Consider the following 20,439-nt stretch of genomic DNA (forward strand, 5'->3'; position numbering starts at 1 on the left):
GACGGCGCTCAGCTCGCGCTCGCCGCCTTCGGTAGATAGTTGTTGCCGACGATCTCGCCGAACGGTCCGGACAGCGGCCCGCCAGAAGTCTTGCGCTGGCGGTTCGGCAGCAACGGGAACACGAGTTCCGCAAACCGATACGACTCTTCCAGATGCGGATAGCCGGACAGAATGAACGTCTCGATCCCGAGGTCGGCGTACTCTTTCATGCGCGCCGCCACTTGCTCAGGATTGCCGACGAGCGCGGTTCCCGCGCCGCCGCGCACGAGGCCCACGCCGGCCCACAGGTTCGGGTAGACCTCCAGTTCGGCGCGGCTTCCGCGCCTGCCGCCGTGCAGCGCGGCCATGCGGCGCTGGCCCTCGGAGTCCATCTTCGAGAACGACGCCTGCGCGCGGGCGATGGTCTCGTCGTCGAGCTTGCTGATCAGCTTGTCGGCGGCGGCCCACGCTTCTTCTTCCGTCTCACGCACGATCACGTGCAGGCGAATGCCAAAGCGGATGGTGCGGCCATGCGCGGCGGCGCGTGCGCGAATGTCGGCGATTTTCCTTGCGACCGCCGCGGGCGGCTCGCCCCATGTGAGATACGTGTCGATGTGCTCGCCTGCCATCTCGTGCGCGGCCGGCGACGAACCGCCGAACCACAGCGGCGGATGCGGCTTCTGCACGGGCGGATACAGAGCCTTGCCGCCCTTCGACTTCAGATGCTTGCCGTCGAAGTCGATTGCTTCGTTGGTATGCGCAGCTGTGAGCAGCTTGCGCCAGATGTGCAGGAAGTCGTCGGTGATTTCGTAGCGTGTGTCGTGGTCGACGAATACGCCGTCGCCTTCGAGCTCGGCTGCATCGCCTCCCGTCACGACGTTGATCAGAAGACGCCCGTTCGACAGACGGTCGAACGTCGCGGCCATGCGCGCCGCAAGACCCGGCGACGAAATGCCCGGCCGGATCGCGACCAGAAACTTCAGGCGCCTGGTTGCGGCGATCAGGCTCGATGCGACGACCCACGCGTCCTCGCATGAACGGCCGGTCGGCAGCAGCACGCCTTCGTAGCCGAGCGTATCGGCGGCCACGGCGATCTGCTGGAAATAATCGTAGTCGGCAGCGCGCGCGCCTTGCGACGTACCGAGATAACGGCTATCGCCATGAGTCGGGATGAACCAGAACACATTCATTTGCTGCTCCCCGCGTATGCAAAACTGGATTGGGTCAAGACAGCGCCTGCCGCGCATGCAAGCGCAATGCAGGCGATTTGGAAATGCAGCCACACGCACACGCCGGCCGCGCGCATCCGGCCGGTTATCGGAGATGAACCGGCGGTGCATCGCGACAGGACGGAAAGTTGCGGTATCGACGCTAAGGGCAACGGCGCAAGGCACCGTTTGCATGAAGAAACAGTCTATGGACCGGGGCGCGGCTTTTGAACGATTTTTTTGAGCTTAGGTTTTCCAATTGCGTGATTAGCCCGACGCTACAACATACGAACGCGACGCTGCAGGTACGCGGAAAAGCCGCTAGCGCTGGATATAATGGCGCACGTTTCCAATAATCCGGTGCAGGCAATGCAAGTCACGCGCCTGTACCCTGGCGGTGCAATGCATGCAAAAACTCATCCTGCCGTTCGTCGCCGGTTTTCTGGCATCGCTGTTCTTTCATGACTCCACGCTTGCGCTGCTGCATGCAGCGGGCGTCGTCGAGCAGAGCGGTTTTTCCACTGCGCCGTTCATGCCGCTCGGTTTGCCCGAGTTCATTGCCAATGCAATCTGGAGCGCGTTCTGGGCCGTGCTGATGGCGTGGCTGTTGCGCGTCGCGCCCGAGCGCCGCGCGCCGTGGCTGCCGGCTTTCGTATTCGGCGGCATCGTATTGACGGCGGCCAGCGTGTTCGTGGTGGATCCGATTCGCGGCATCTGGCCGAGCGGCAACATGCTGCCGCGCCTCGCCATGGGCTTTGCGGCGAACGCCATGTGGGGCTGGGGCGCGCTCGTCTTCATGCGCGCCTTCATGGCAAACGAAGAAGCGGATTGAGCCCGCGCGCGGTGCGCGGGCGAGCGGCTAGCTGCGCAGGTCGCGTAGCGGATGTTCGCTGGCCGGCCACGGGCTTTCGAACATCTTCGCCACCTCGGCGGCGCTCACGTCTTCAATGCGCGCAAAGCGCCAGCGCGGCGCATTGTCCTTGTCGACGATGCGTGCGCGAATGCCTTCCACTGCATCGCCGTGCAGGAAGCTCGAACGCGTGAGATCGAGATCACCGCGCAACACGTCCGCCATCGAACCTTCGGCACGTGTCACCACCTCGAGCGACACCGCCATTGAAAGCGGCGAGCGCTCGCGCAACACGGCGATGATCTGCTCGGCCCAGTCGGCGGTGTCGCGATCGCACTTCTGCGCGAGCGAAGCGAGAATGCGCGGCACGTCCGGCAGCGCGAAGTGCCGGTCGATCAACGCTCGCGCGCGAGCGAGCGGCGATTCGTCCGGCCGCGGCGCAACCTGATACGCACGGCATTCCCGCTCGACGCACGCAACCACGTCCGCGCCGCGCTCGAACAGTTCGCAGCGCAATGTATCGATCAGCGCGGGCAGTGCTGCGTCTTCCATGTAGAGGTCGGCGAGACCGGCGTACAGCGCGTCGGCCGCGCCGATCGTTTCGCCCGTCACAGCCAGATAACGGCCGATCGCGCCCGGCGTGCGCGCGAGAAACCAGCTTGCGCCGACATCCGGAAAGAGCCCGATGCGCGTTTCCGGCATCGCCATTTTCGTGGACTGCGTGACGACCCGCAGCCCGCCGGTGCGATGCGCGCCCTGCGAAATGCCCATGCCGCCGCCCATCACCACGCCGTTCATCAACGCGATGTAGGGCTTCGGATAAGTGAAGATTGCGTGATTGAGACGGTATTCCTCGATGAAAAACGCGTCGCGCGCCTGCTGGTCGCCGCGCCGCGCCGACTCATACAGGAAGCGGATGTCGCCGCCCGCGCAGAAGGCTCGCGGATGCTGGCTGCGCACCACGACCGCGAGCACCTCGGGATCTTCGGACCAGTGGTCGAGCGCGGCGTGCATCGCGCGAATCATCTCGATTGACAGCGCGTTGAGCGCCTGCGGCCTTTCCAGCTCGATGAAACCGATGCGGTTGGCTACGTAAGTCGCGACTTCGTCGCTGGCTGCGGGCGAGACGGAAAGAGACATGGAAGACGACGCGCGGCGGCGCAGAGTCATGGGAAACCCAACGTTATCACGTGGCTGCGACCTGGGCGCGTTTGCGCTGATGAAGCCGCCGGCCAGGAACGTTGCGCGGACGGCTTGGTGCTCGGCCGAAGGTGACGCGGCCGGAGGTGACGTGGCCGAAGGTGACGTGGCCGAAGGTGACGTGGCCGAAGGTGACGTGGCCGAAGCTGACGTGGCCGACGCCGACGTGGCCGAACGCTGGGGCGGCCGAAGCTGACGCGGCCGAACGCTGGGGCGGCCAACTGCTGTGTGGCCCTTGCTCTACGCCGCACGCGCTTCGTTCTGCTCAGCCTGCGGCGTTTCCTGGCGGAAAGTGACCGCTTTTCAGCAACACGGGCGTGCCGTTGCTGATCTGCAGGTGTTCGCGCGCGACGGCCTCGATGCGCGGACGTCCGGCGTCGAACGCGCGCATCCAGGCTTCTTCGTTTTCCGAGCGCGCGCCGAAATGGTCTTCGAGCGCCTCGACGGAGATCGCGCAAGGAACGGGCTCGCCGTCCACCAGCGCCGAAAAGACAACAGTCAGATTGGAGTCGCGGTAGGCTGGCGCGCCCGCGGGAAACCTGATTTCCATGGTCGCCTCATCAGAAATATCCGGCATAGAACCGGAGCCCGCCAGAACCGGCCGGCCCCGGACGACCCGAATATGGTACTCGCGGGGCCGGACCGCGGTCCACCCCGCCGCGGCGCGCTGGCAGGTGGTGTGGGCTTTCGTGTGGGCCAGACCCTGGGCCTGATCCGGCGCTGCGCCGCTGGCTTCGGCGTGTTCTTCGGTGTGCGCCTTCCCTTGCGCCTGACTGTGTGGCTGCCCTCGCGTCTGCGCCCGCGTCTGATGCCGCGCTTCGCTGCGAGCTCGAGCGTCGCGCGCCGTCATGAGCGGCCTCCGAGCAGACGGTCGACGTAATCGCGCGCGGCCTGCTCGACGAACGCGAGCGCCTCCTCTTCGTTGGGAAAGCGCTGCTCTCCGCCAAGGTCGAGCAAGGTTTCCATCCGGTGCGGATCGTCGGGGCCGAGCTCGGCCAGGCTCACCGAACCGACGTAATGGCCACGCGCGCTTTCGTCCGCTGCCGGCACGAGGCGCGCGGCGGCGCTGATGTAATAGCCGCGATAGGGGCCGCTGACCCGCTCAGCCATGTTCGTTCTCCTCGATGCAGTGATCTGGTTAGGGCGCGCGACAAGGCAATTAGTTCTGCGCGAGTGCGCCTATCGTGCGCTCGTGGTGCGGTCGTCGTGCGCTCGTCGTGCGCTCGTCGTGCGCTCGTCGTGCGCATGCCGCGCGCTTGTCCGGCACTTGTGCCCCGCTTGTCCCGCACCTCTTCCGCACTTCCCCGCTTAGCGCCGGTCGAACAGGCTCGTCCGGCACACTCCGTGCTCACGCGGTGGCGCCCTTTCGAGTTCAGCGAGCGCAATATGGGAAAATATTTTCTGCACGACCACGAACTGCCCGAGCCCGATGCGGCCAACCAATGGTTTGCGTACGCCGAAAGTCACGGCATCGACATCGCCAAAGCCATCAGCATCTGGGAAGACGCGGCCACCGAAAGCGGCACGGAAAGCCGCCGGATGGTCAGCGCGGCAGGTATCACTATCGAAACACCCTGAGCTTGCGCGCGTCGCAAGAGCGGATCATCAAAGGAAACAAACACGATGCATTTCATGACGCAATTGCTGCGCACCAGCCATCGTCAACGTGGCTTCGCGCGGGCTCTGCTGCGCCGCACGTCCCTGCTGGCCGCGTTGCCGGCCGCGCTCCTGCTGGGCGCGGGCGTCGCCGGCTGCGCGTCGTCGAACACCACGTCGTTGATCAATCTGCCCAACGGCCAGACCGGCTTCGCGGTGAATTGCAGCGGGGCCGGCGCCGATTCGAGCTGGGCCTCCTGCTATGTGCAGGCGGGCAAAGCCTGCGGCGCGACGGGCTATGACATCGTGTCGAAAGACAACGACGAAGGCGGCACCGCCGGCGGCAGCGTAACGAACGTGGTGTCGGCCAACGTGAAGAACCGCTCGATGATCGTGCGTTGCAAGTGAGCGCCAGTGCCAGCGCCGCGAGATCGGCCAGCGCGGGCGAGCGGCGCGCGGCGGGGGACTATGCCTGAGCTCTTAAACTTAAGCGCCCAACCGCGAGACTTAAGCCCCGGGGCCTGAGCCGGAGCCTACGCCCGCCGCTGAACGCCCGCATCGAGCCGACCTCGTCCGCGTTTAATGCGCCTGCATCTTCGAGAACACGTTCAGCACGGTGACACCCGCAATGATCAGCCCGAGGCCGACGACGGCCGGTACGTCCGGCACCTGCCCGTACAGCAGCAGCGCAACGAGCGTGATCAGCACGATGCCGGCGCCCGACCACACGGCGTAGACGATGCCGACCGGAAGAGTCCGCAGCGTCAGTGACAGGCAGTAAAAGGCGACGGCGTAGCCGAGCACCACCAGCGCCGAAGGCACGAGCCGCGAGAAACCGTCCGACGCCCGCATCGCCGAAGTCGCGATGACTTCGGCCACAATCGCAATGCCAAGCAATGCATAAGGCGGCACCCGCATGAGCTCAGGCCTTTACAAGCGCGAGCTTGCTGTAGTCCTGACCCAGATGCGCGCAGAGCGCTTCCACCACGAACTCATGATCCGCGCGCTGCGGCAGGCCCGACACCGTGATGGAACCGATCACGCCCGCGCCGGCGACCGTCAATGGGAACGCGCCGCCGTGCGACGCATATTCGGTGGCCGGCAGACCGTGCTTGTCGGCGAGCGTGCTGCCGGCCTGCTGCATCTTCAGGCCGATTGCGTACGAGCTGCGCCGGAAATGCGCGACCGTGTTGCCCTTGCGGCGCGCCCAATCGACATTGTCCGGCGTCGCGCCGTCGAGCAGACTGAAGAAGAGCGGTTGGCCGAACGTGCGCACGTCGATGGCGGCCGCGATGCCGCGCGCCTTCGCAACCTCGTGCAGATAGGCGCCGATTTGCCAGGCGCGATCGGCATCGAATTGAGGGAACACGAGCGCGTGTTCCTGAGCGGCAATGACCTGCAGATCGTGAGCGATATCCATGAAGTTCCGAAGGCGAGTGAAAGTGCGGGCGCGACGTCGTGCATCTCAGCTGACATTTTTGCTGCGGTTCGCCACGCGGTCCGCCGTGAAAAAACGCAAAGCGCATGACCAGACATGACGGCGCGCCGGGAGATTCCGATTTTAGCGCAGCGTCTTGCGCGGGCCTTGCGCAATGCGACGTCGGCCCCGCATCGCGCGACCTTCCGCGAAAAGGGCGCCTCGCGGCGTCAACGCATCAACGAGCGGGCGCCTAGGCAGTTTCTTAAATGACTATTGCATCGGCGCCCTGCTTGTTCTATAATCTTTTCTTCGACGGACGCGGGGTGGAGCAGTCTGGCAGCTCGTCGGGCTCATAACCCGAAGGTCGTAGGTTCAAATCCTACCCCCGCAACCAGTAAGCGCCTTATCGGGCAACCGCTTTATAGGCCAACTGGTCACAACGTCGAAACAGCGTTCAAGGCTTGCCAAACCGGCAGGCCTTTTTTGTTTGAGCGTCGAGGTTGTTTGCGCCGACGCGCTGCGCACTCGGCGCCCGTCTGCCCTAGCGCCTCCGTCAGCCCCTTCGCCGGTCGCCCGATTCTTACCCCCGCCTCCACCCGCGCCAATTCGCGGCACGCCAGAACGCACCTACTGCCTGCTCCCACCGCTTTCCCGCCGCGAACTTCGCCCCGCGCCCGGCCGTTCGTACCCGCCGCAAAAACGACGCCCCCCAGTGATAAACTCCTAGCACTCTTTCCCGTCCCCTTCCTATGAAATTCTGTTCTGTCTGCGGCCACGGCGTCAGCCTGAGCATTCCGCCGGGCGATAACCGCGAGCGCTTCGTATGCGGCAGTTGCGGCACGGTGCACTATCAGAATCCGCGCAACGTCGTCGGCACCGTTCCGGTCTGGGACGACAAGGTGCTGCTGTGCCGTCGCGCGATCGAACCGCGCTACGGCTACTGGACGCTGCCCGCGGGCTTCATGGAAATGGGCGAGACGACTGCCGAGGCCGCGTCGCGCGAAACGCTCGAGGAAGCCGGCGCGCGCGTCGAGGTGCAGAGCCTCTTCTCGCTGTTGAACGTGCCGCACGTGCACCAGGTGCATCTCTTCTACATGGCGCGCCTGCTCGATCTGGAAATTGCCGCGGGCGAGGAAAGCCTTGAAGTGAAGCTCTTCGAGGAACGCGACATTCCGTGGGACGAGATCGCGTTTCCCACCGTCGGGCAAACGCTGCGCTTCTTTTTTGCCGACCGCGCGGCCGGCAGTTTCGGTCTGCATACCGGCGACATCTTCCGCTCGCTGCGCGAAGGCTGAGCGACCCTGCATGGTTCCCTGGCTCGGACCCGACGATCCGTTTCCGCCCGTCGAGCGCGCGCTCGGCGCGGCCAGCGGCGCGCCCGGCCTGCTCGCCGCGAGCGGCGACCTGCTGCCGTCACGGCTTATCGACGCCTATCGGCACGGCATTTTTCCCTGGTATTCGGACGGCCAGCCCGTGCTGTGGTGGAGCCCCGATCCGCGCATGATCCTGCGTCCCGCGGAGTTCAAGGTCTCGCCGTCGCTGCGTAAAACGCTCAAGCGCGTGTTGCGCGACGACGCGTGGGAGATCCGCGTCGACGAGGATTTCCCCGCCGTGATGCGCGCCTGCGCACAAGCGCCGCGGCGCGGCCAACGCGGCACCTGGATCACCGCCGACGTGGTCGACGCCTACACCTCCTTGCATCGCATGGGCGATGCGCACAGCATCGAAACATGGTTCGAAGGCGAGCGCGTGGGCGGCTTGTATGGCGTCTCGTTCGGCAAGATGTTCTTTGGCGAATCCATGTTCGCGAACGCGACGGATGCCTCGAAAATGGCGCTGGCCGCGCTTGTTGGGCACTTGCGCCGTCACGAAATAGAAATGATAGACTGCCAGCAGAACACGTCGCATCTGGCGTCGCTCGGCGGTCGCGAGATAGCGCGCAAGGCGTTCATCGCGCATGTTCGCGCGTCGGTCGACGCACCGCGCATTCCCTGGCGCTTCGACAAGACCGTGTTGCTCGATGTGCTCGCGCGAGCGGCGTAGGAAGAATCAGGCCGAATCCGGATCCGTTCAACGCAACGCGCGGATCGACGAGCTAGCTGCAACGCGCACCGGGTTTGCATTACCAGAGACGCTTCGAGAGCTGCCAACGTGACTCATCCCAACGAGCTGCCTCTTTCTCCGCTTTCGGCGCTGCAATTTTATGCAACGGCGCCCTACCCCTGCAGTTATCTCGACGGGCGCATTGCGCGCTCGCAGGTCGCCACACCCAGTCACCTGATCAACTCGGACGTCTATTCGGATCTCGTGAAGGCCGGCTTCCGGCGCTCGGGCGTGTTCACCTATCGGCCGTATTGCGACGGTTGCCGCGCATGTGTGCCGGTGCGCGTGCCGGTGGACCGCTTCGAGCCGAACCGCACGCAGCGTCGCGTGTGGAAAAAACACGGCGAGCTGATCGCCACCGTTGCGCCGCTTCACTACGACGAAGAACACTACGCGCTCTACATGCGCTATCAGTCGGCGCGGCATGCGGGCGGCGGCATGGACCGCGACAGCCGCGACCAGTACGAGCAGTTCCTGCTGCAAAGCCGGATCAACTCGCGGCTTGTCGAGTTCCGCGAGCCGCTACCGGATCGGCCCGACGCGCCCGGCGTGCTGCGCATGATCAGCATGATCGACATTCTCGGCGACGGGCTCTCGTCGGTGTACACCTTCTTCGAACCGGGGCTGCCGCACACGAGCTTCGGCACATACAACATCTACTGGCAGATCGAGCAGGCAAGGAGCCTCAAGCTGCCGTATGTGTACCTCGGCTACTGGATTCGCGAGAGTCCGAAGATGGCCTACAAGGCCAATTTCCGGCCGCTCGAGGGTTTGATCGACGGCGTGTGGCGGGTGCTCGATCCTGCCGGCGTCGACCTCGCGCAGCATGGCGCCGGCTTGCAGGGCAAGCGCGGCGGGCCGCTGCGGCCTTGAGCGCATACCACATCCTTCTTGCGCCCCATCTCATTGAAAGCACAAAGCCGGTAAAATAGCGGGTTCCCATTTTTCGGCCGCCCGGCTTCGTCCCGTGTTCAGCTCCCTGTATCCGCTCATACGCGCCCAACTCTTTCGCATGGACGCGGAAGACGCTCATCACCTGACCTTGCGCGCGCTCGGCGCCGCTGGCCGCACCGGCCTTGCGGGCACCCTCGCCGCGCGCATGCCGGACGCGCCGCGCACGGTCATGGGGCTGACGTTCCGCAACCCGGTGGGACTCGCAGCGGGGCTCGACAAGGACGGCGCCGCGATTGACGGCCTCGCCGCGCTCGGCTTCGGCTTTATCGAAGTGGGCACGGTCACGCCGCGCGCGCAGCCGGGCAACCCGCGCCCGCGCATGTTCCGGCTGCCGCAAGCGCAGGCCGTGATCAACCGCATGGGCTTTAACAACGCGGGCGTCGACCAGTTCGTGAAGAACGTGCAGGCCGCGCGTTATCGCGGCATTCTTGGCCTGAACATCGGCAAGAACGCCGATACACCGATCGAACGCGCCGCCGACGACTATCTCTACTGCCTCGAGCGCGTCTATCCGTTCGCGAGCTATGTGACGGTCAACATCTCGTCGCCGAATACGAAGAACCTGCGCCAGCTGCAAGGCGCGGACGAACTCGACGCACTGCTCGCGGCGCTCAAGGACAAGCAGCAGCGTCTGGCCGACTTGCACGGCAAGCTCGTGCCGCTCGCGCTGAAAATCGCCCCCGACCTCGACGACGAGCAGATCAAGTCGATCGCCGACACGCTGTTGCGCCACCGCTTCGAAGGCGTGATCGCCACCAATACCACGCTGTCGCGGACCGCCGTCGCGGGCATGCAATACGGCGACGAAGCCGGCGGCCTGTCGGGCAAGCCGGTGTTCGACGCGTCGAACAAAGTGATCCGCAAGCTGCGCGCCGAAGTCGGCGAGACGGTGCCGATCATCGGCGTGGGTGGGATTTTTTCCGGCGACGACGCGCGCGCCAAGCTCGCCGCGGGCGCCTCGCTCGTGCAGCTTTATACCGGCTTCATCTATCGCGGACCGGCGCTCATCGGCGAATGCGTTCAGGCGTTGCGCTAGCCGCCTCGCGTGTATGCGGCGCTCATGCGCTGCTCATGCGCTGGCCGCATGCGCGCCTCGTCATACAGACATGAGCAATCGATATTTAGCTTCGGGCGGTCTGCTTTGTTAAGCTTTCGTCCGCTGTAACACACACGAACAAAAAAGGACCACGATGCAACTTCGCTTGTTGAAAAAGCTTTTCGCCGCCGCTTTGATCGGCGCTTCGTTCACCGCGGTCGCGGCTCACGCCGAAGACCTGCTGGATCAGGTCAAGCAGCGCGGCACGCTGCGCGTCGGCCTGGAAGGCACCTTCCCTCCGTTCAATTCGAAAGCGCCGTCGGGCGAGCTGGTCGGCTATGACGTCGACATCGCCAAGGCTGTCGCCGCGAAGCTCGGCGTGAAGCCGGAATTCGTCACGACCGAATGGAGCGGCATCATTGCGGGCCTGCAAGCCGGCAAGTTCGACGTGATCGTGAACCAGGTCGGCATTACGGACGCGCGCAAGCAGGCGCTCGACTTCTCGCCGGCCTACACGTATTCCGCCGCGCAGTTGATCCAGCGTAAGGACGACACGCGCCAGTTCAAGTCGCTCGACGATCTGAAGGGCAAGAAGCTCGGCGTCGGCCTCGGCACCAACTACATGGACATGGCGAAGTCCGTGCCGGGCATCGACGTGAAGACGTATCCAGGCGCGCCCGAATACCTGCGCGATCTCGCGGCCGGCCGTCTCGACGCGGCGCTCAACGACCGCCTGATGCTCGCCTACCTCCTCAAGAACTCGCAGTTGCCGCTGCGCACCGGCGCGAACGTCGGCGCGGGCAACCCGTCAGGCATTCCGTTCAGGAAGAACAACCCGAAATTCGCCAAAGCAATCGATGACGCGATGACGCAGCTCGAAGCCGACGGCACGTTCGCGAAGATTTCCGACAAGTGGTTCGGTATCGACGTGAGCAAGCCGATCAAATAAGCGGCTCGCGGTGAAACGAAGGGCGGCATGCCTCGAATGCCGCCCTTTGTACTTCTGCAGCACGCGCTCTCACTGACACTGTGCGCCTTGCGCGCCAACCCGAGCACCGCTCATGTCCACCACTTCCCTGCTCGTCGAATCGCTTCCTGTGCTCGCGCAGGGCGCCGTCCTGACGGTCAAGTTCGCCGTTCTGTCGATGTTCTTCGGCCTGATCGCGGGCGGCGTGCTCGCGCTGATGGGTGTGAGCCACAGCCGCACACTGAACCGGCTCGCGCGTATCTACGTGAGCGTGATGCGCGGCACGCCGCTGCTCGTGCAGATCTTCGTGATCTACTACGGCTTGCCGAGCTTCGGCATTTCGCTCGAACCGACGCCGGCCGGCGTGATCGCGTTGTCGGCGAACGTGGCTGCGTATCTGTCGGAGAGCATGCGCGGCGCGATTCTCGGCATACACCAGGGACAATGGCTCGCCGCCTACAGCCTCGGGCTCTCACGGCGGCAGACGCTGCGATACGTGATCGCGCCGCAGGCGCTGCGCATCGCTGTGCCGAGTCTGTCGAACAGTCTCATCAGCCTCATCAAGGACACGTCGCTCGTGTCGGTCATTACCGTGACGGAACTGCTGCGCAGTGCGCAGGAAATCATCGCGTCGACGTATCAGCCCTTGCCGCTTTACCTCGCAGCCGCCGCCGTCTATTGGGTGCTGTGCCAGATACTCGAGATGCTGCAACGCTGGTACGAACGGCGCCTCGCGTTGCCCTCACGGCACTGAGCACGCGCGAGCGGCAGAGTCGGCCCGGCAGCGGATGCAGTGCCTGCCCTGCATTCCGCAGCCCGCGTAGTGGATCGCTCGTCACGAAAGGCAGGCCCGCTCACTCGCCCGCGAATTTGAGCCCTAGCGCCGCGCGCGCGGCATCGGCCATCGCGATCATCTGCAGCGACCTGCTGTGCGGCATCAGCGGGCTTTCGAGCTGGCCCGCGCGGATCAGCTCGCAGAAATGCGCGGTCTCGTAGTTGAGGCCACCTCCTTCGAAGGGCTCATCGAGCTCGACCACGCGGCCGTCCGCATAGCGGATCGTCGCGCGCGACGGGTTCCACCACGGCTCGTGAATCGTTACGTGGCCGCCCTTCGCCATCAGCAGCGCGTCGCCCTTTCCGTGCAGGTCCAGGCCGCAAAAGAGCTGCGCGATGCCGCGCTCGTGCCGGCTGTTGAGACTCGCAAACGTATCGACGCCAGTCGGTCCGAGCCGCCCCAGCGTTTGCACGTCGAGCGGCGCGCCGAGCCAGTCCACCGCAAGAAACATTTCGTAGATGCCGATATCGAGCAACGCGCCGCCCGCGTGCTCGAACGACAGCGACGGGTGATCGTCGGGCACGCCGGGAACCGAGCAGCCGGCCCGCACGAGGCCCATTTCGCCGATCGGATCGTCATTCAGATGCGTGCGCAACTTTCTGTACAACGGATAAAACGGCGGCTTCATCGCCTCCATGAAGAGCCGTTGCGCGCCGCGCGCGGCGTCGAGCACGCGCTCGAGTTGCCGCCTGTTGATAGTCGCCGGCTTTTCGCACAGCACGTGCAGGCCGGCTTGCAGCGCGGCGACCGCATAATCGGCATGGCTGTCCTGCATGGTGGCGACGTAGAGTGCGTCGATGCCGCTTGCCAGCAGCGCGTCGAAACTCGGAGCGCGCTGGACGCCGAACTCGTCGGCGAAAGCCTGGGTGGACTCGGGCCGCCGCGACCACAGCGCGGTGAGACGCGCGTCGGGCACATGTGCGAGGCCCTGCGCGAACCGCCGCGCAATGCGACCGGCGCCGACGATGCCCCAACGGATAGGGTCGTCAGCAGTTTGCTGGGCGGCGGCTGTGTTGCCCGGTTTCGCGGCGAGCGTGGTGTTGCTCTCGTCGGCGGTTGCGCCGGCGGTCGGGTTAGGGGTTGGGGTGGCAGTTGTGCCGGCAGTCGGCTTGGCGGTTGTCACGATCACACGGCGTCCATGCGGTTAACGGGAACCGCCATTGTCGCGCATGTGGCGCATGTGCCGCATGGAGGGCATCTGCGCCGTTTGCTCCATTTGCGCCAGACGCGCCACCTATTGCGTGCCCCGCCGAATCACAACCGCAAAAATCCCACGCCACTATGCGAACACACAGCAGCGCCGAGCCCCTGCCCCGCGCCGCGCCGCGCTCTCCAGCGTGCGGGCCGCTCGTCAGCCGCGCGCGGGCGGAATCGGCGGCGCGGCGGCGAAGGTGCCGGCGATCTCCTCGGTCGTGGAGTCGATCATCGCCATCGACGCGAGTTCGGCTTCTTTCGGGTCGCGCCGCTCGATCGCCTCGACCACGCGCCGATGCGAGTTCACCGCCGATTCCCACATGCCCTCTCGAGCGGTAACGATCGGATTGCCCGTCGACAGCGCGCCGCGAATGATCGCCGCCATCTGCTTGAAGAACTGGTTGCCGCTCGCCACGACGATGCGCGTATGAAACAGCTCGTCGGCTTCCTGATAACCCGCCTCGTCCGGATGGATCACGCGGAACGCCTCGAACGCATCGCGCACCGCCGCGATGTCGGCCGCGCTACCCCGGGAAGCGGCCTGCGCCGACGCACGCGGTTCGATCAGAATGCGAAACTCGATGACGTCGCGCAGAAACAGCGGATCGGGCTTCGCGCGAAAACGCCAGTTCACGACGTCCTCGTCGATCATGCGCCAGTCGCTCATTGGACGGATGCGGGTGCCGATCTTCGGGCGCACGTCGAGCATGTCGCGCGCGAGCAGCATCGAGAGCGCCTCGCGCATGACGGTGCGGCTCACGTCGAACTCTTTCGACAGCACGTCTTGCGGCGGCAGTATCGCGCCGTATTTCTCCTCGACGATCCCTGTGACGAGGCCATCCATCACCTTGCTCACCAGCGATCGATCCTTGTTTGCCTGTTCCATGACCCTCTCCCCGAAGCGGTGTTCGCCCCCGCGTAGCCTGTTGATAAACCGCCCTTTTGTGTGTTTTATCGTCGCGTGGTGTTCATCCACGATACGTTGCTAGCTTCACAACCGTTACGCCAGTTGGGACACTTCCTGACAGGGTTATCCCTCTGAAGAATTGTTTCTTCCGTGTAACGCGATACGTCCCCGCGGACCGTAAGTTTGCGTGTCAAGCATGCCTGCCGCGCGGACTTTGCATCGTGCGAAGACGCACGTAGCAGGTCAAATTGTCTGAACCGAACACGACGCCGGTCAATCGTGACTTGCCGCAAGAGCCGGGCCCGCACCCGAACACGGCGCGACGCATGAGTGAGTCCGGCATGAAGCGTTCGGCGTCATCGCATGCAGGCGCTCGCCGCTGCCCGTCGAGATCACAACTACGCCGGTCGCGAAGCGGCCTAACGCATGGCGAAAGCGCCGCTCGTCGAATGCGGCTGCATTGGGCCCGTCAATCCGCAGTGCCTGAGCGTGCATGGCCGCTCTCCTCGTCGAGGCGATACGCGGCAAGCGGCTTGTGCGCGATGAAGTGGAACCACCACGCGTCGCTCACGTCGACGTCGTCGCCAATACGGTTGCCCGCGCAACTATCGAACACCGCATCGCATTGCAAGCCGACCTGCGCCAGTTGCCGGCGCTGTTCGCCAAGCGTTGTGTAGACGATCACAATGCCGAAGTTGTGAGCCGCCGCAGTCTTGACCGAGTAGCCACCGTAGTCGCGATTGAGCTTGACGTTGCGCACGTAATTGAGCGAGCCGAGTTGGAAGCGGCGCATTGAACGCAGCGTGCGCCAGCCGAGCTTGAGCGGATTGAACGTGAACTGCGGCAGCAGTTGCCAGATATTCTCGCGATAGCCGGGGCCGCCGCGATTATGCGACGAGAAGAACACATAGCCGCCTGGCCGCACCACGCGATACATTTCCTCGAGGATCTTCACGCGATCGTCGTAGTCCACGCAGTCGATGCCGTTCCAGCTGAACGCGGCGAGCCCGTAGTGATCGGACGGAAGTTCGGACATATCGCGCGCATCCATGTGCCGCAAATCGCGGCCCGGGTAGCGCGATCTCGCCATCTGCAGCAGCTTCGGGGTGTAGTCGACGCCGGTGTAGTCGTTCGAGATGGCGAGCATGAGCGGAATCGTGCGGCCGGTGCCAATGCCGATGTCGAGCAGCGGCGCTTGCGAACAGCGCGGTGCGAGCCACTCAAAAGCGGCCTCTTCGCCTGCGTCGGAAAACGTTTTGTCGGCCGTGAAAACGCGCGCCGCGTCGCGAGAATTCCACGCCACGCGATTGATGCGGTCCAGCTCGGATTGACTATTCACGGCACGCCTCCGGCGCAAAGAAAGCGCGCCGCGCATGGATGAAGATCGGCTCGCCCAGCGGCGCGCTGGCAAGCAGAGAGGAACAGTGCGCAGCGTCGCGCCATGCGTGACACGCCGCGCCACGATGCCATCAGGCTTCCCCGGATAAACGAAACGCGCGCGCGTGCCTCGCAAGCCACTGCGCAGCGCGCACACGGCGGCCGCCACGATCTTCCGCTGCCAAGCCGCCCGCGTCGCCTGCCGCGGCGCCGGGCTTCTCGCCGAACTGACTTCGATAGAAGCTCTCGAAATACGACATCACGTTTTCCTGCGCGCTGGCGGACAGAATCGCATGATCGGTGTGCTCGCAAAACGACACGCGCACGCGGCGCAGACGCCGTAAGCGAGTGCCACGGACTCCGAAATACTTCTCGAGCTCCTCGACACCGTCGTCGAATACGCCGTACAGCAGCCGCGTTTCGACACCGCGCGCATCCAGCGCCGCGAATGGACGCCGCTCCTCGCTCGCGCCGAGTTCCAGGCCGCTCATGCGCTCGACGCGGTCGGCAAGCGTCGCGCGCATACGCGACGCAAAACGGACAGCCAGTTCGCGCACGACCGGCCAGCCGCCCGTCTGCCCTTTGACCACACGCAGCCACTTGTGCGGCTCGCACATCGAGCGCAGATAGCTGCGCGTCGAGCCGATCGCCGCAACCCGCACGGTCGGCTTGCCGTGTTCGTCGCAGATGTTGCGCCACGTGAATTTCTGCAGATTGACGAGGACCGCACCGGTCACCGCGGGTTCGCGCGATGCCGCATAGAGACCGACGTAAGCGCCCGCGCAGATGCCGAGCAGCACGACGCCGGCATGGCCGCGCGCCGCGAGCCAGCGCGCGGCGCAGGCCGCGTCGTGGGCGCCGTCCTGCGCATAGAGCGCATCGAGCGTGACGGCGTCGAGCGAAGGCTGGCTGTCGCCCAGTCCGCCGAGATCGACGCGCAGCGAGGCGATGCCTTGCCGCGCGAGACGCCGCGCGAAGCGCACGCTGAGTCGCGCGTTGCCGATTCTGGATACGGCACCCGTGTTGACCATCAGCACCGCGGGCGCGAGCGCACCGCTCGCCGCCGCGCTCTGTGCGCCAGGTGCGTTAGGCGCGCAGTAGATGCCGAACATCCTCCCGCCGTCGATGCACACCGGCGTTTCGGTCACGCCCGCCTCGACCGTGTGCGAGGGTGGATCGTCAGCGTCGATGACGGCTGTGCCCGCGTGCAGCGCAGGTGCAGCAACATCGTTTGATTGCGCTGCCAGCCAGTTCTCGACCAACCCGAACGCCGCATGCGGAACCTCGCTGTCGAGCGATTCCATCATGAACTTGCTGTACTCGTCGAAGCCCTGTCGCTCGACCGCGATGCCCTGCTCGCGATAATGCGCAGCAAGCGCATCCGCGCGCGTGGGGTCGAGCGAATCGAGTATCAAAACGCGCCTCGCGGGCGCCGGCGCATCGCGGCGCAGATCGACGGCGCGCAAACTGTCGAGCGTGTCGCGATAGAGGCGAAAGCCGTACGCCTCGACGAACTCGTCGGTGTCGGGCTCGGGTGTGCAATCCATCGCTGCAGGCATCGAAAGCCATTGACGATACCCGGCGCGCAACTCGCGCTGATAGTTCTTGCCGGAGAGCACCGGCGACAGCAAAACCAGCCCGTCGACCTCGCCCAGTTCCTGAGCGGCGAGTGCGGCGAGCGTGGCGCCGAGCCGCAAACCGCACAAGCTCACGCGTTCGACGCCTCGCGAGTGCCGCAGCAGCGCCACGGCCTGCCTGATGCTGTCGATCCACGCGCGCCAGCGGCCCGGCTCGCTCGCGTAACCCGCGGAGTCGCCCGTGCCCGGATAGTCGAAGCGCAGCACCGCGATGCCGCGCGCGGCGAGGCGCTCGGCCAGCCGCCGCATGCCACGATAGGTGCAGAGCGCGTCGTAGCCGAACGGGTAGCACAGCACCACGCCGTGCGGCCCGGCTGCCGGATGCAACCAGCCGAACTGGCCATCGAAGACTACGGGCCTCACGCTACGCTCCTCACAGGTCTCCTTTCGGGCATTAGAGCAAAGCCCGCCCCTCGCCTCTGTACGCCCCGCCACATTGGCCCGGGCTCATGCAAGAGCCACGCGCGGCGCGAACTGATGGTAAGCGACGCCCGGCTCAACCGCCGGGCGGCGTGCGCGGCGCAAGCGTCGAGCGCGTGGCAAGCAGCAGGTGATAAAGAAAGCGTGCACGCAGCCGGTCGCGCAACGCGTAATGCTTCGACAGCAGCACACGCCACGCGGCCCGCGCCTCGCCGGCCCGCGCATAGGCGGAAGCGGCGCGCGGCGCGACGCGGCGCAGCGCATCGTCGCGCGCGGCCCGCGCGGCAGCCGGAACATCGCTTTCCCACAGTTGCGCGAAGGCGTGCATCGCCGGCAAAGCATGAGTCGAGATCGACAAGGCGGTCTCGCGCGAAACCGAAACGAACTCGTCGACGAAACACACCCCGGCCGCCGCCACGCACAGCCGCAAGCCGAAATCGAAATCGCAGGCCTCGCCCACTTCCGCCGCGAGCCGGTAGCCGACGCGCCGCGCGGCCAGCGTATCGACGAGGTAGCCGTTGTTCGGGAACATCTGATCGATGCCCGCGAGCGCGGGCACGGCTAGCCTTCCCGCGCGCCCAGGCACGCGGCGGTAGTCGCGATTGAGCCGCACGGTGGCGTCGGGACGCGGCGTGCCGTCGTCGGCGATCACGCGTTGCTTGCCGAATGCGGCGGTCAGATCCGGATGCGCCTGCCAGCACGCAGCGAGCGTGGCCAGTGCATGCGGCTCGAGCAGATCGTCGTCGTGCAGCAGCATGAGCCGCGCGCCGCGTGCGCGCGCGAACAGTCGGTTGACGTTGCTCGCCTGGCCGAGCCGCGGCAAATTGCGCTCGTAGCGCACAGGATGCTTTGCGCCCACGCGCCAGCGTTTGACGGCCTGCTCCGTGCGGTCGTCGCTCGAGTCGTCGCCGATCACGATTTCGAACTCGCCGTAAGTCAGCGCCTCGCAGCTTCGAATGGCCTCTTCGATCAGGCGAGGCCGATTGCAGGTCGGAATGCAGATCGAGATGAGCTGCGCGTTCAATTCGTTCGATTCGGTCACGCTGTCCTCGCGATGCTCATTGCCCGGCCCTGTGCGATCCATGCTCATTTAACCGCGGCGGATAACGCCTATCTGTACGGCCACCCACACAGGCAACCGGCACATACGTGCACTATCGATGCCTGCGACGAGTGCACGCCAGCGTGGCGGGCGCACTCTGGGGTGCGGCCGCGCAGGGGCAGCGCCTGCACGGACCACACCATTGCACGACATTCCCGCCGGACAGCGCACCATGGAAAGAAGTATCGTCAGGAACATCGTCATCAACTTCGCGGGAGCGATTGCACCGACCTTCATTTCCCTCGTCACGGTGCCGGCCTATATTCATCTGATGGGCGTCGAGCGCTACGGCGTCATCAATCTGGTCTGGACGCTGATCGGCTACTTCAGCGTGCTCGATCTCGGCACGAGTCTCGCCACAGAAAATCAGATCTCGCGAGCACGCGCCGCCGACGACGACTCGCTCGAGCGCATTTTCTGGAGCGCGTGGTTCATGAACCTCGGCACCGGCATAGTCGGCGGGCTCATCATTTATGCAGGCACCATCGTGTACATCACGCACGGTGTGAAGATCGAGCCTGAGTTCCAGCGCGAGGTGATGGCAAGCTTGCCGTGGATCGCGGTCGCCGTGCCTATCGCGAACGTGTCGTGGGTGTTCGCGGGCGCGATCAACGGAGTGGAACGCTTTGCCAGCTTCAATATCAATCAGACGCTCGGCACGGCACTTTTCCAGTTGCTGCCTCTCGCCGCGATCTTCTGCTTTTCGCCCTCGCTTGCAGTGGTCATTCCCGCCGCCGTGCTCGCGCGGCTTCTTGCCGGCCTGATGCTCGGCGCGGCCGCGTTTCGCGCGATCGGCATTCGCCGCGTGCGCATGCCGCAATGGCGTGTGATGGTCGAACTGTTCCGTTACGGCCGCTGGCTGCTGCTCTTTTCCGGCGCCGGCATGATTGCGTCGACGCTCGATCGCGTACTCGTCGGCGCGCTCCTCGGCGCGCGCTTCGTGACTTACTATGCGACGCCGCAGAACCTCATCACGCGCCTGAACCTGCTGCCCGTTGCGATGGTGCGCACGCTGTTTCCGCGCTTGTCTGCCGTATCGCGCGCGGATGCCGACGCGATTGCGCGCAGCGCGCTCGCCTTTCTTAACGGCGCGTTCACGCCGTGCCTGATTGTCGCGATGTTCGCGTTGAAGCCCTTCCTGCTGCTGTGGCTCGGGCCGACGGTGGCGGCCGCGGCACCGGTCGCGTGCGTGCTGATACTCGCCGTGTGGCTGGGTGGCCAGGCGGGCATTCTCGGCATTCTCATCCAGGCGCAGGCCAGCCCCGCGTCCATTGCCGTGGTGAGCTGGGTGCAGTTGCCTGTATTCGCCGGCGCGCTGTGGTGCGGCATTCACTGGTTCGGCATCATGGGCGCGGCGGTCGTTGTCGTGCTCAAGGCGTTGTTCGATTACGGCATGCTGCTTTACTTCGCGCGGCTGCATGTCGGCTCCATCGTGCGCAATATGCTGGTACACCTCGGCTTTCTGCTGGTTGCGCTCGCGCTTGCAGAATCGGTCAACGAGCTCACTTCGCAGATTGCTGCCGCGCTGGTGCTCACGTGCACGAATCTCGGGCTCTCGCTGCACGGCTCCAGCGAATTGCGGGGCTTCGTGTACAGGTTGTGGGCTCGCGTGACGCTGTCGACAGGTTAAGGTTCTCAGGACAGTTCACGGTTT

Annotated in this window: 22 protein-coding genes, 1 tRNA gene and 1 pseudogene; 12 read left to right on the plus strand and 12 right to left on the minus strand. The window is 65.2% G+C overall.

What is annotated here, in order from left to right:
* Window positions 1-8: 8 nt before the first annotated feature.
* Entirely contained in the window at window positions 9-1,169 is a 1,161-nt protein-coding gene (ssuD, locus tag A3AC_RS0114825; RefSeq protein ID WP_025599744.1) for an FMNH2-dependent alkanesulfonate monooxygenase, read from the minus strand.
* A gap of 424 nt (window positions 1,170-1,593) precedes the next feature.
* On the opposite strand from ssuD, the gene A3AC_RS0114835 reads away from it, so the two are divergent.
* A complete protein-coding gene (locus tag A3AC_RS0114835) occupies window positions 1,594-2,019 on the plus strand; it encodes a hypothetical protein (RefSeq protein WP_025599747.1) in 426 nt (141 codons plus the stop codon).
* Between the two features lie 27 nt (window positions 2,020-2,046).
* Here the strand turns inward: A3AC_RS0114835 and A3AC_RS0114840 are convergent, their stop codons facing one another.
* A complete protein-coding gene (locus A3AC_RS0114840) occupies window positions 2,047-3,177 on the minus strand; it encodes an enoyl-CoA hydratase/isomerase family protein (protein ID WP_025599748.1) in 1,131 nt (376 codons plus the stop codon).
* Between A3AC_RS0114840 and A3AC_RS0114845 the strand changes: the two genes are divergently transcribed.
* Window positions 3,176-3,433, plus strand: coding sequence for a hypothetical protein (locus tag A3AC_RS0114845; protein ID WP_025599749.1), 258 nt, complete (start codon window positions 3,176-3,178; stop codon window positions 3,431-3,433). The genes A3AC_RS0114840 and A3AC_RS0114845 overlap by 2 nt on opposite strands.
* 69 nt (window positions 3,434-3,502) lie before the next feature.
* On the opposite strand, the gene A3AC_RS31010 is transcribed toward A3AC_RS0114845, so the two are convergent.
* Together A3AC_RS31010 and A3AC_RS0114855 are read right to left on the minus strand one after the other, a co-directional pair.
* Window positions 3,503-4,087 (minus strand): DUF1488 domain-containing protein, encoded by a 585-nt coding sequence (locus tag A3AC_RS31010; protein ID WP_232231941.1) that lies wholly within the window; start codon window positions 4,085-4,087, stop codon window positions 3,503-3,505.
* The gene (locus tag A3AC_RS0114855) at window positions 4,084-4,347 is read right to left on the minus strand and encodes a hypothetical protein (protein WP_025599751.1); all 264 of its coding nucleotides are present in this window, start codon (window positions 4,345-4,347) and stop codon (window positions 4,084-4,086) included. Before A3AC_RS0114855 ends, A3AC_RS31010 begins: the two co-directional genes overlap by 4 nt.
* A 276-nt stretch (window positions 4,348-4,623) precedes the next feature.
* Here A3AC_RS0114855 and A3AC_RS0114860 point away from each other — a divergent pair, with 276 nt between their 5' ends.
* Entirely contained in the window at window positions 4,624-4,815 is a 192-nt protein-coding gene (locus A3AC_RS0114860) for a hypothetical protein (RefSeq protein WP_025599753.1), read from the plus strand.
* Window positions 4,816-4,860: 45 nt separating this feature from the next.
* On the plus strand, window positions 4,861-5,241 hold the full coding sequence (locus tag A3AC_RS0114865; protein ID WP_025599754.1) for a hypothetical protein: 381 nt from the start codon (window positions 4,861-4,863) through the stop codon (window positions 5,239-5,241).
* A 171-nt stretch (window positions 5,242-5,412) separates the two neighbouring features.
* Here the strand turns inward: A3AC_RS0114865 and A3AC_RS0114870 are convergent, their stop codons facing one another.
* Both A3AC_RS0114870 and A3AC_RS0114875 read right to left on the minus strand, forming a co-directional pair.
* Entirely contained in the window at window positions 5,413-5,751 is a 339-nt protein-coding gene (locus A3AC_RS0114870; protein ID WP_025599756.1) for a DMT family transporter, read from the minus strand.
* 4 nt (window positions 5,752-5,755) lie between these two features.
* The gene (locus A3AC_RS0114875) at window positions 5,756-6,253 is read right to left on the minus strand and encodes a heme-degrading domain-containing protein (RefSeq protein WP_025599758.1); all 498 of its coding nucleotides are present in this window, start codon (window positions 6,251-6,253) and stop codon (window positions 5,756-5,758) included.
* Window positions 6,254-6,570: 317 nt separating this feature from the next.
* Here A3AC_RS0114875 and A3AC_RS0114880 point away from each other — a divergent pair.
* The 7 genes from A3AC_RS0114880 to A3AC_RS0114910 all read left to right on the plus strand — a co-directional run bounded on the left by A3AC_RS0114880 (window position 6,571) and on the right by A3AC_RS0114910 (window position 12,067).
* A tRNA-Met gene (locus tag A3AC_RS0114880) sits at window positions 6,571-6,647 on the plus strand.
* Window positions 6,648-7,002: 355 nt separating this feature from the next.
* The gene (locus A3AC_RS0114885) at window positions 7,003-7,548 is read left to right on the plus strand and encodes an NUDIX hydrolase (protein WP_025599759.1); all 546 of its coding nucleotides are present in this window, start codon (window positions 7,003-7,005) and stop codon (window positions 7,546-7,548) included.
* A 10-nt stretch (window positions 7,549-7,558) separates the two neighbouring features.
* Complete coding sequence (gene aat / locus A3AC_RS0114890) at window positions 7,559-8,296, plus strand: leucyl/phenylalanyl-tRNA--protein transferase (RefSeq protein ID WP_025599761.1); 738 nt, start codon at window positions 7,559-7,561, stop codon at window positions 8,294-8,296.
* 108 nt (window positions 8,297-8,404) lie between these two features.
* Window positions 8,405-9,229: an arginyltransferase gene (locus A3AC_RS0114895; RefSeq protein ID WP_025599762.1), complete on the plus strand. Its 825-nt coding sequence runs from the start codon at window positions 8,405-8,407 to the stop codon at window positions 9,227-9,229.
* 94 nt (window positions 9,230-9,323) lie between these two features.
* Complete coding sequence (locus A3AC_RS0114900) at window positions 9,324-10,346, plus strand: quinone-dependent dihydroorotate dehydrogenase (RefSeq protein WP_025599763.1); 1,023 nt, start codon at window positions 9,324-9,326, stop codon at window positions 10,344-10,346.
* Between the two features lie 154 nt (window positions 10,347-10,500).
* Entirely contained in the window at window positions 10,501-11,295 is a 795-nt protein-coding gene (locus A3AC_RS0114905) for a cystine ABC transporter substrate-binding protein (protein ID WP_025599765.1), read from the plus strand.
* 112 nt (window positions 11,296-11,407) lie between these two features.
* A complete protein-coding gene (locus A3AC_RS0114910) occupies window positions 11,408-12,067 on the plus strand; it encodes an amino acid ABC transporter permease (protein ID WP_025599766.1) in 660 nt (219 codons plus the stop codon).
* Between the two features lie 100 nt (window positions 12,068-12,167).
* Here the strand turns inward: A3AC_RS0114910 and A3AC_RS0114915 are convergent, their stop codons facing one another.
* From A3AC_RS0114915 to A3AC_RS0114935, 6 genes and pseudogenes are all read right to left on the minus strand, one after another.
* Window positions 12,168-13,127, minus strand: a complete 960-nt coding sequence (locus A3AC_RS0114915; RefSeq protein ID WP_035475188.1) for a Gfo/Idh/MocA family protein — start codon at window positions 13,125-13,127, stop codon at window positions 12,168-12,170.
* 372 nt (window positions 13,128-13,499) lie between these two features.
* Complete coding sequence (locus A3AC_RS0114920) at window positions 13,500-14,228, minus strand: FadR/GntR family transcriptional regulator (protein WP_025599769.1); 729 nt, start codon at window positions 14,226-14,228, stop codon at window positions 13,500-13,502.
* A 366-nt stretch (window positions 14,229-14,594) separates the two neighbouring features.
* Window positions 14,595-14,744 (minus strand): annotated as a pseudogene (locus A3AC_RS31015) (flavin reductase family protein); the annotation flags it as partial.
* On the minus strand, window positions 14,719-15,588 hold the full coding sequence (locus A3AC_RS0114925; protein WP_025599771.1) for a class I SAM-dependent methyltransferase: 870 nt from the start codon (window positions 15,586-15,588) through the stop codon (window positions 14,719-14,721). The gene A3AC_RS0114925 and the pseudogene A3AC_RS31015, both read right to left, overlap by 26 nt.
* 130 nt (window positions 15,589-15,718) lie before the next feature.
* Window positions 15,719-17,626, minus strand: coding sequence for a serine aminopeptidase domain-containing protein (locus A3AC_RS0114930; protein WP_025599773.1), 1,908 nt, complete (start codon window positions 17,624-17,626; stop codon window positions 15,719-15,721).
* Window positions 17,627-17,759: 133 nt separating this feature from the next.
* Window positions 17,760-18,773 carry a glycosyltransferase family 2 protein gene (locus A3AC_RS0114935; RefSeq protein WP_025599774.1) on the minus strand — a complete coding sequence of 338 codons (1,014 nt, stop codon included), beginning with the start codon at window positions 18,771-18,773 and terminating at the stop codon, window positions 17,760-17,762.
* 184 nt (window positions 18,774-18,957) lie between these two features.
* Here A3AC_RS0114935 and A3AC_RS0114940 point away from each other — a divergent pair, with 184 nt between their 5' ends.
* Window positions 18,958-20,415 (plus strand): oligosaccharide flippase family protein, encoded by a 1,458-nt coding sequence (locus A3AC_RS0114940; protein ID WP_025599775.1) that lies wholly within the window; start codon window positions 18,958-18,960, stop codon window positions 20,413-20,415.
* Window positions 20,416-20,439: the final 24 nt, after the last annotated feature.

Source organism: Burkholderia sp. WSM2230, assembly GCF_000472445.1.
Taxonomy (GTDB): domain Bacteria; phylum Pseudomonadota; class Gammaproteobacteria; order Burkholderiales; family Burkholderiaceae; genus Paraburkholderia.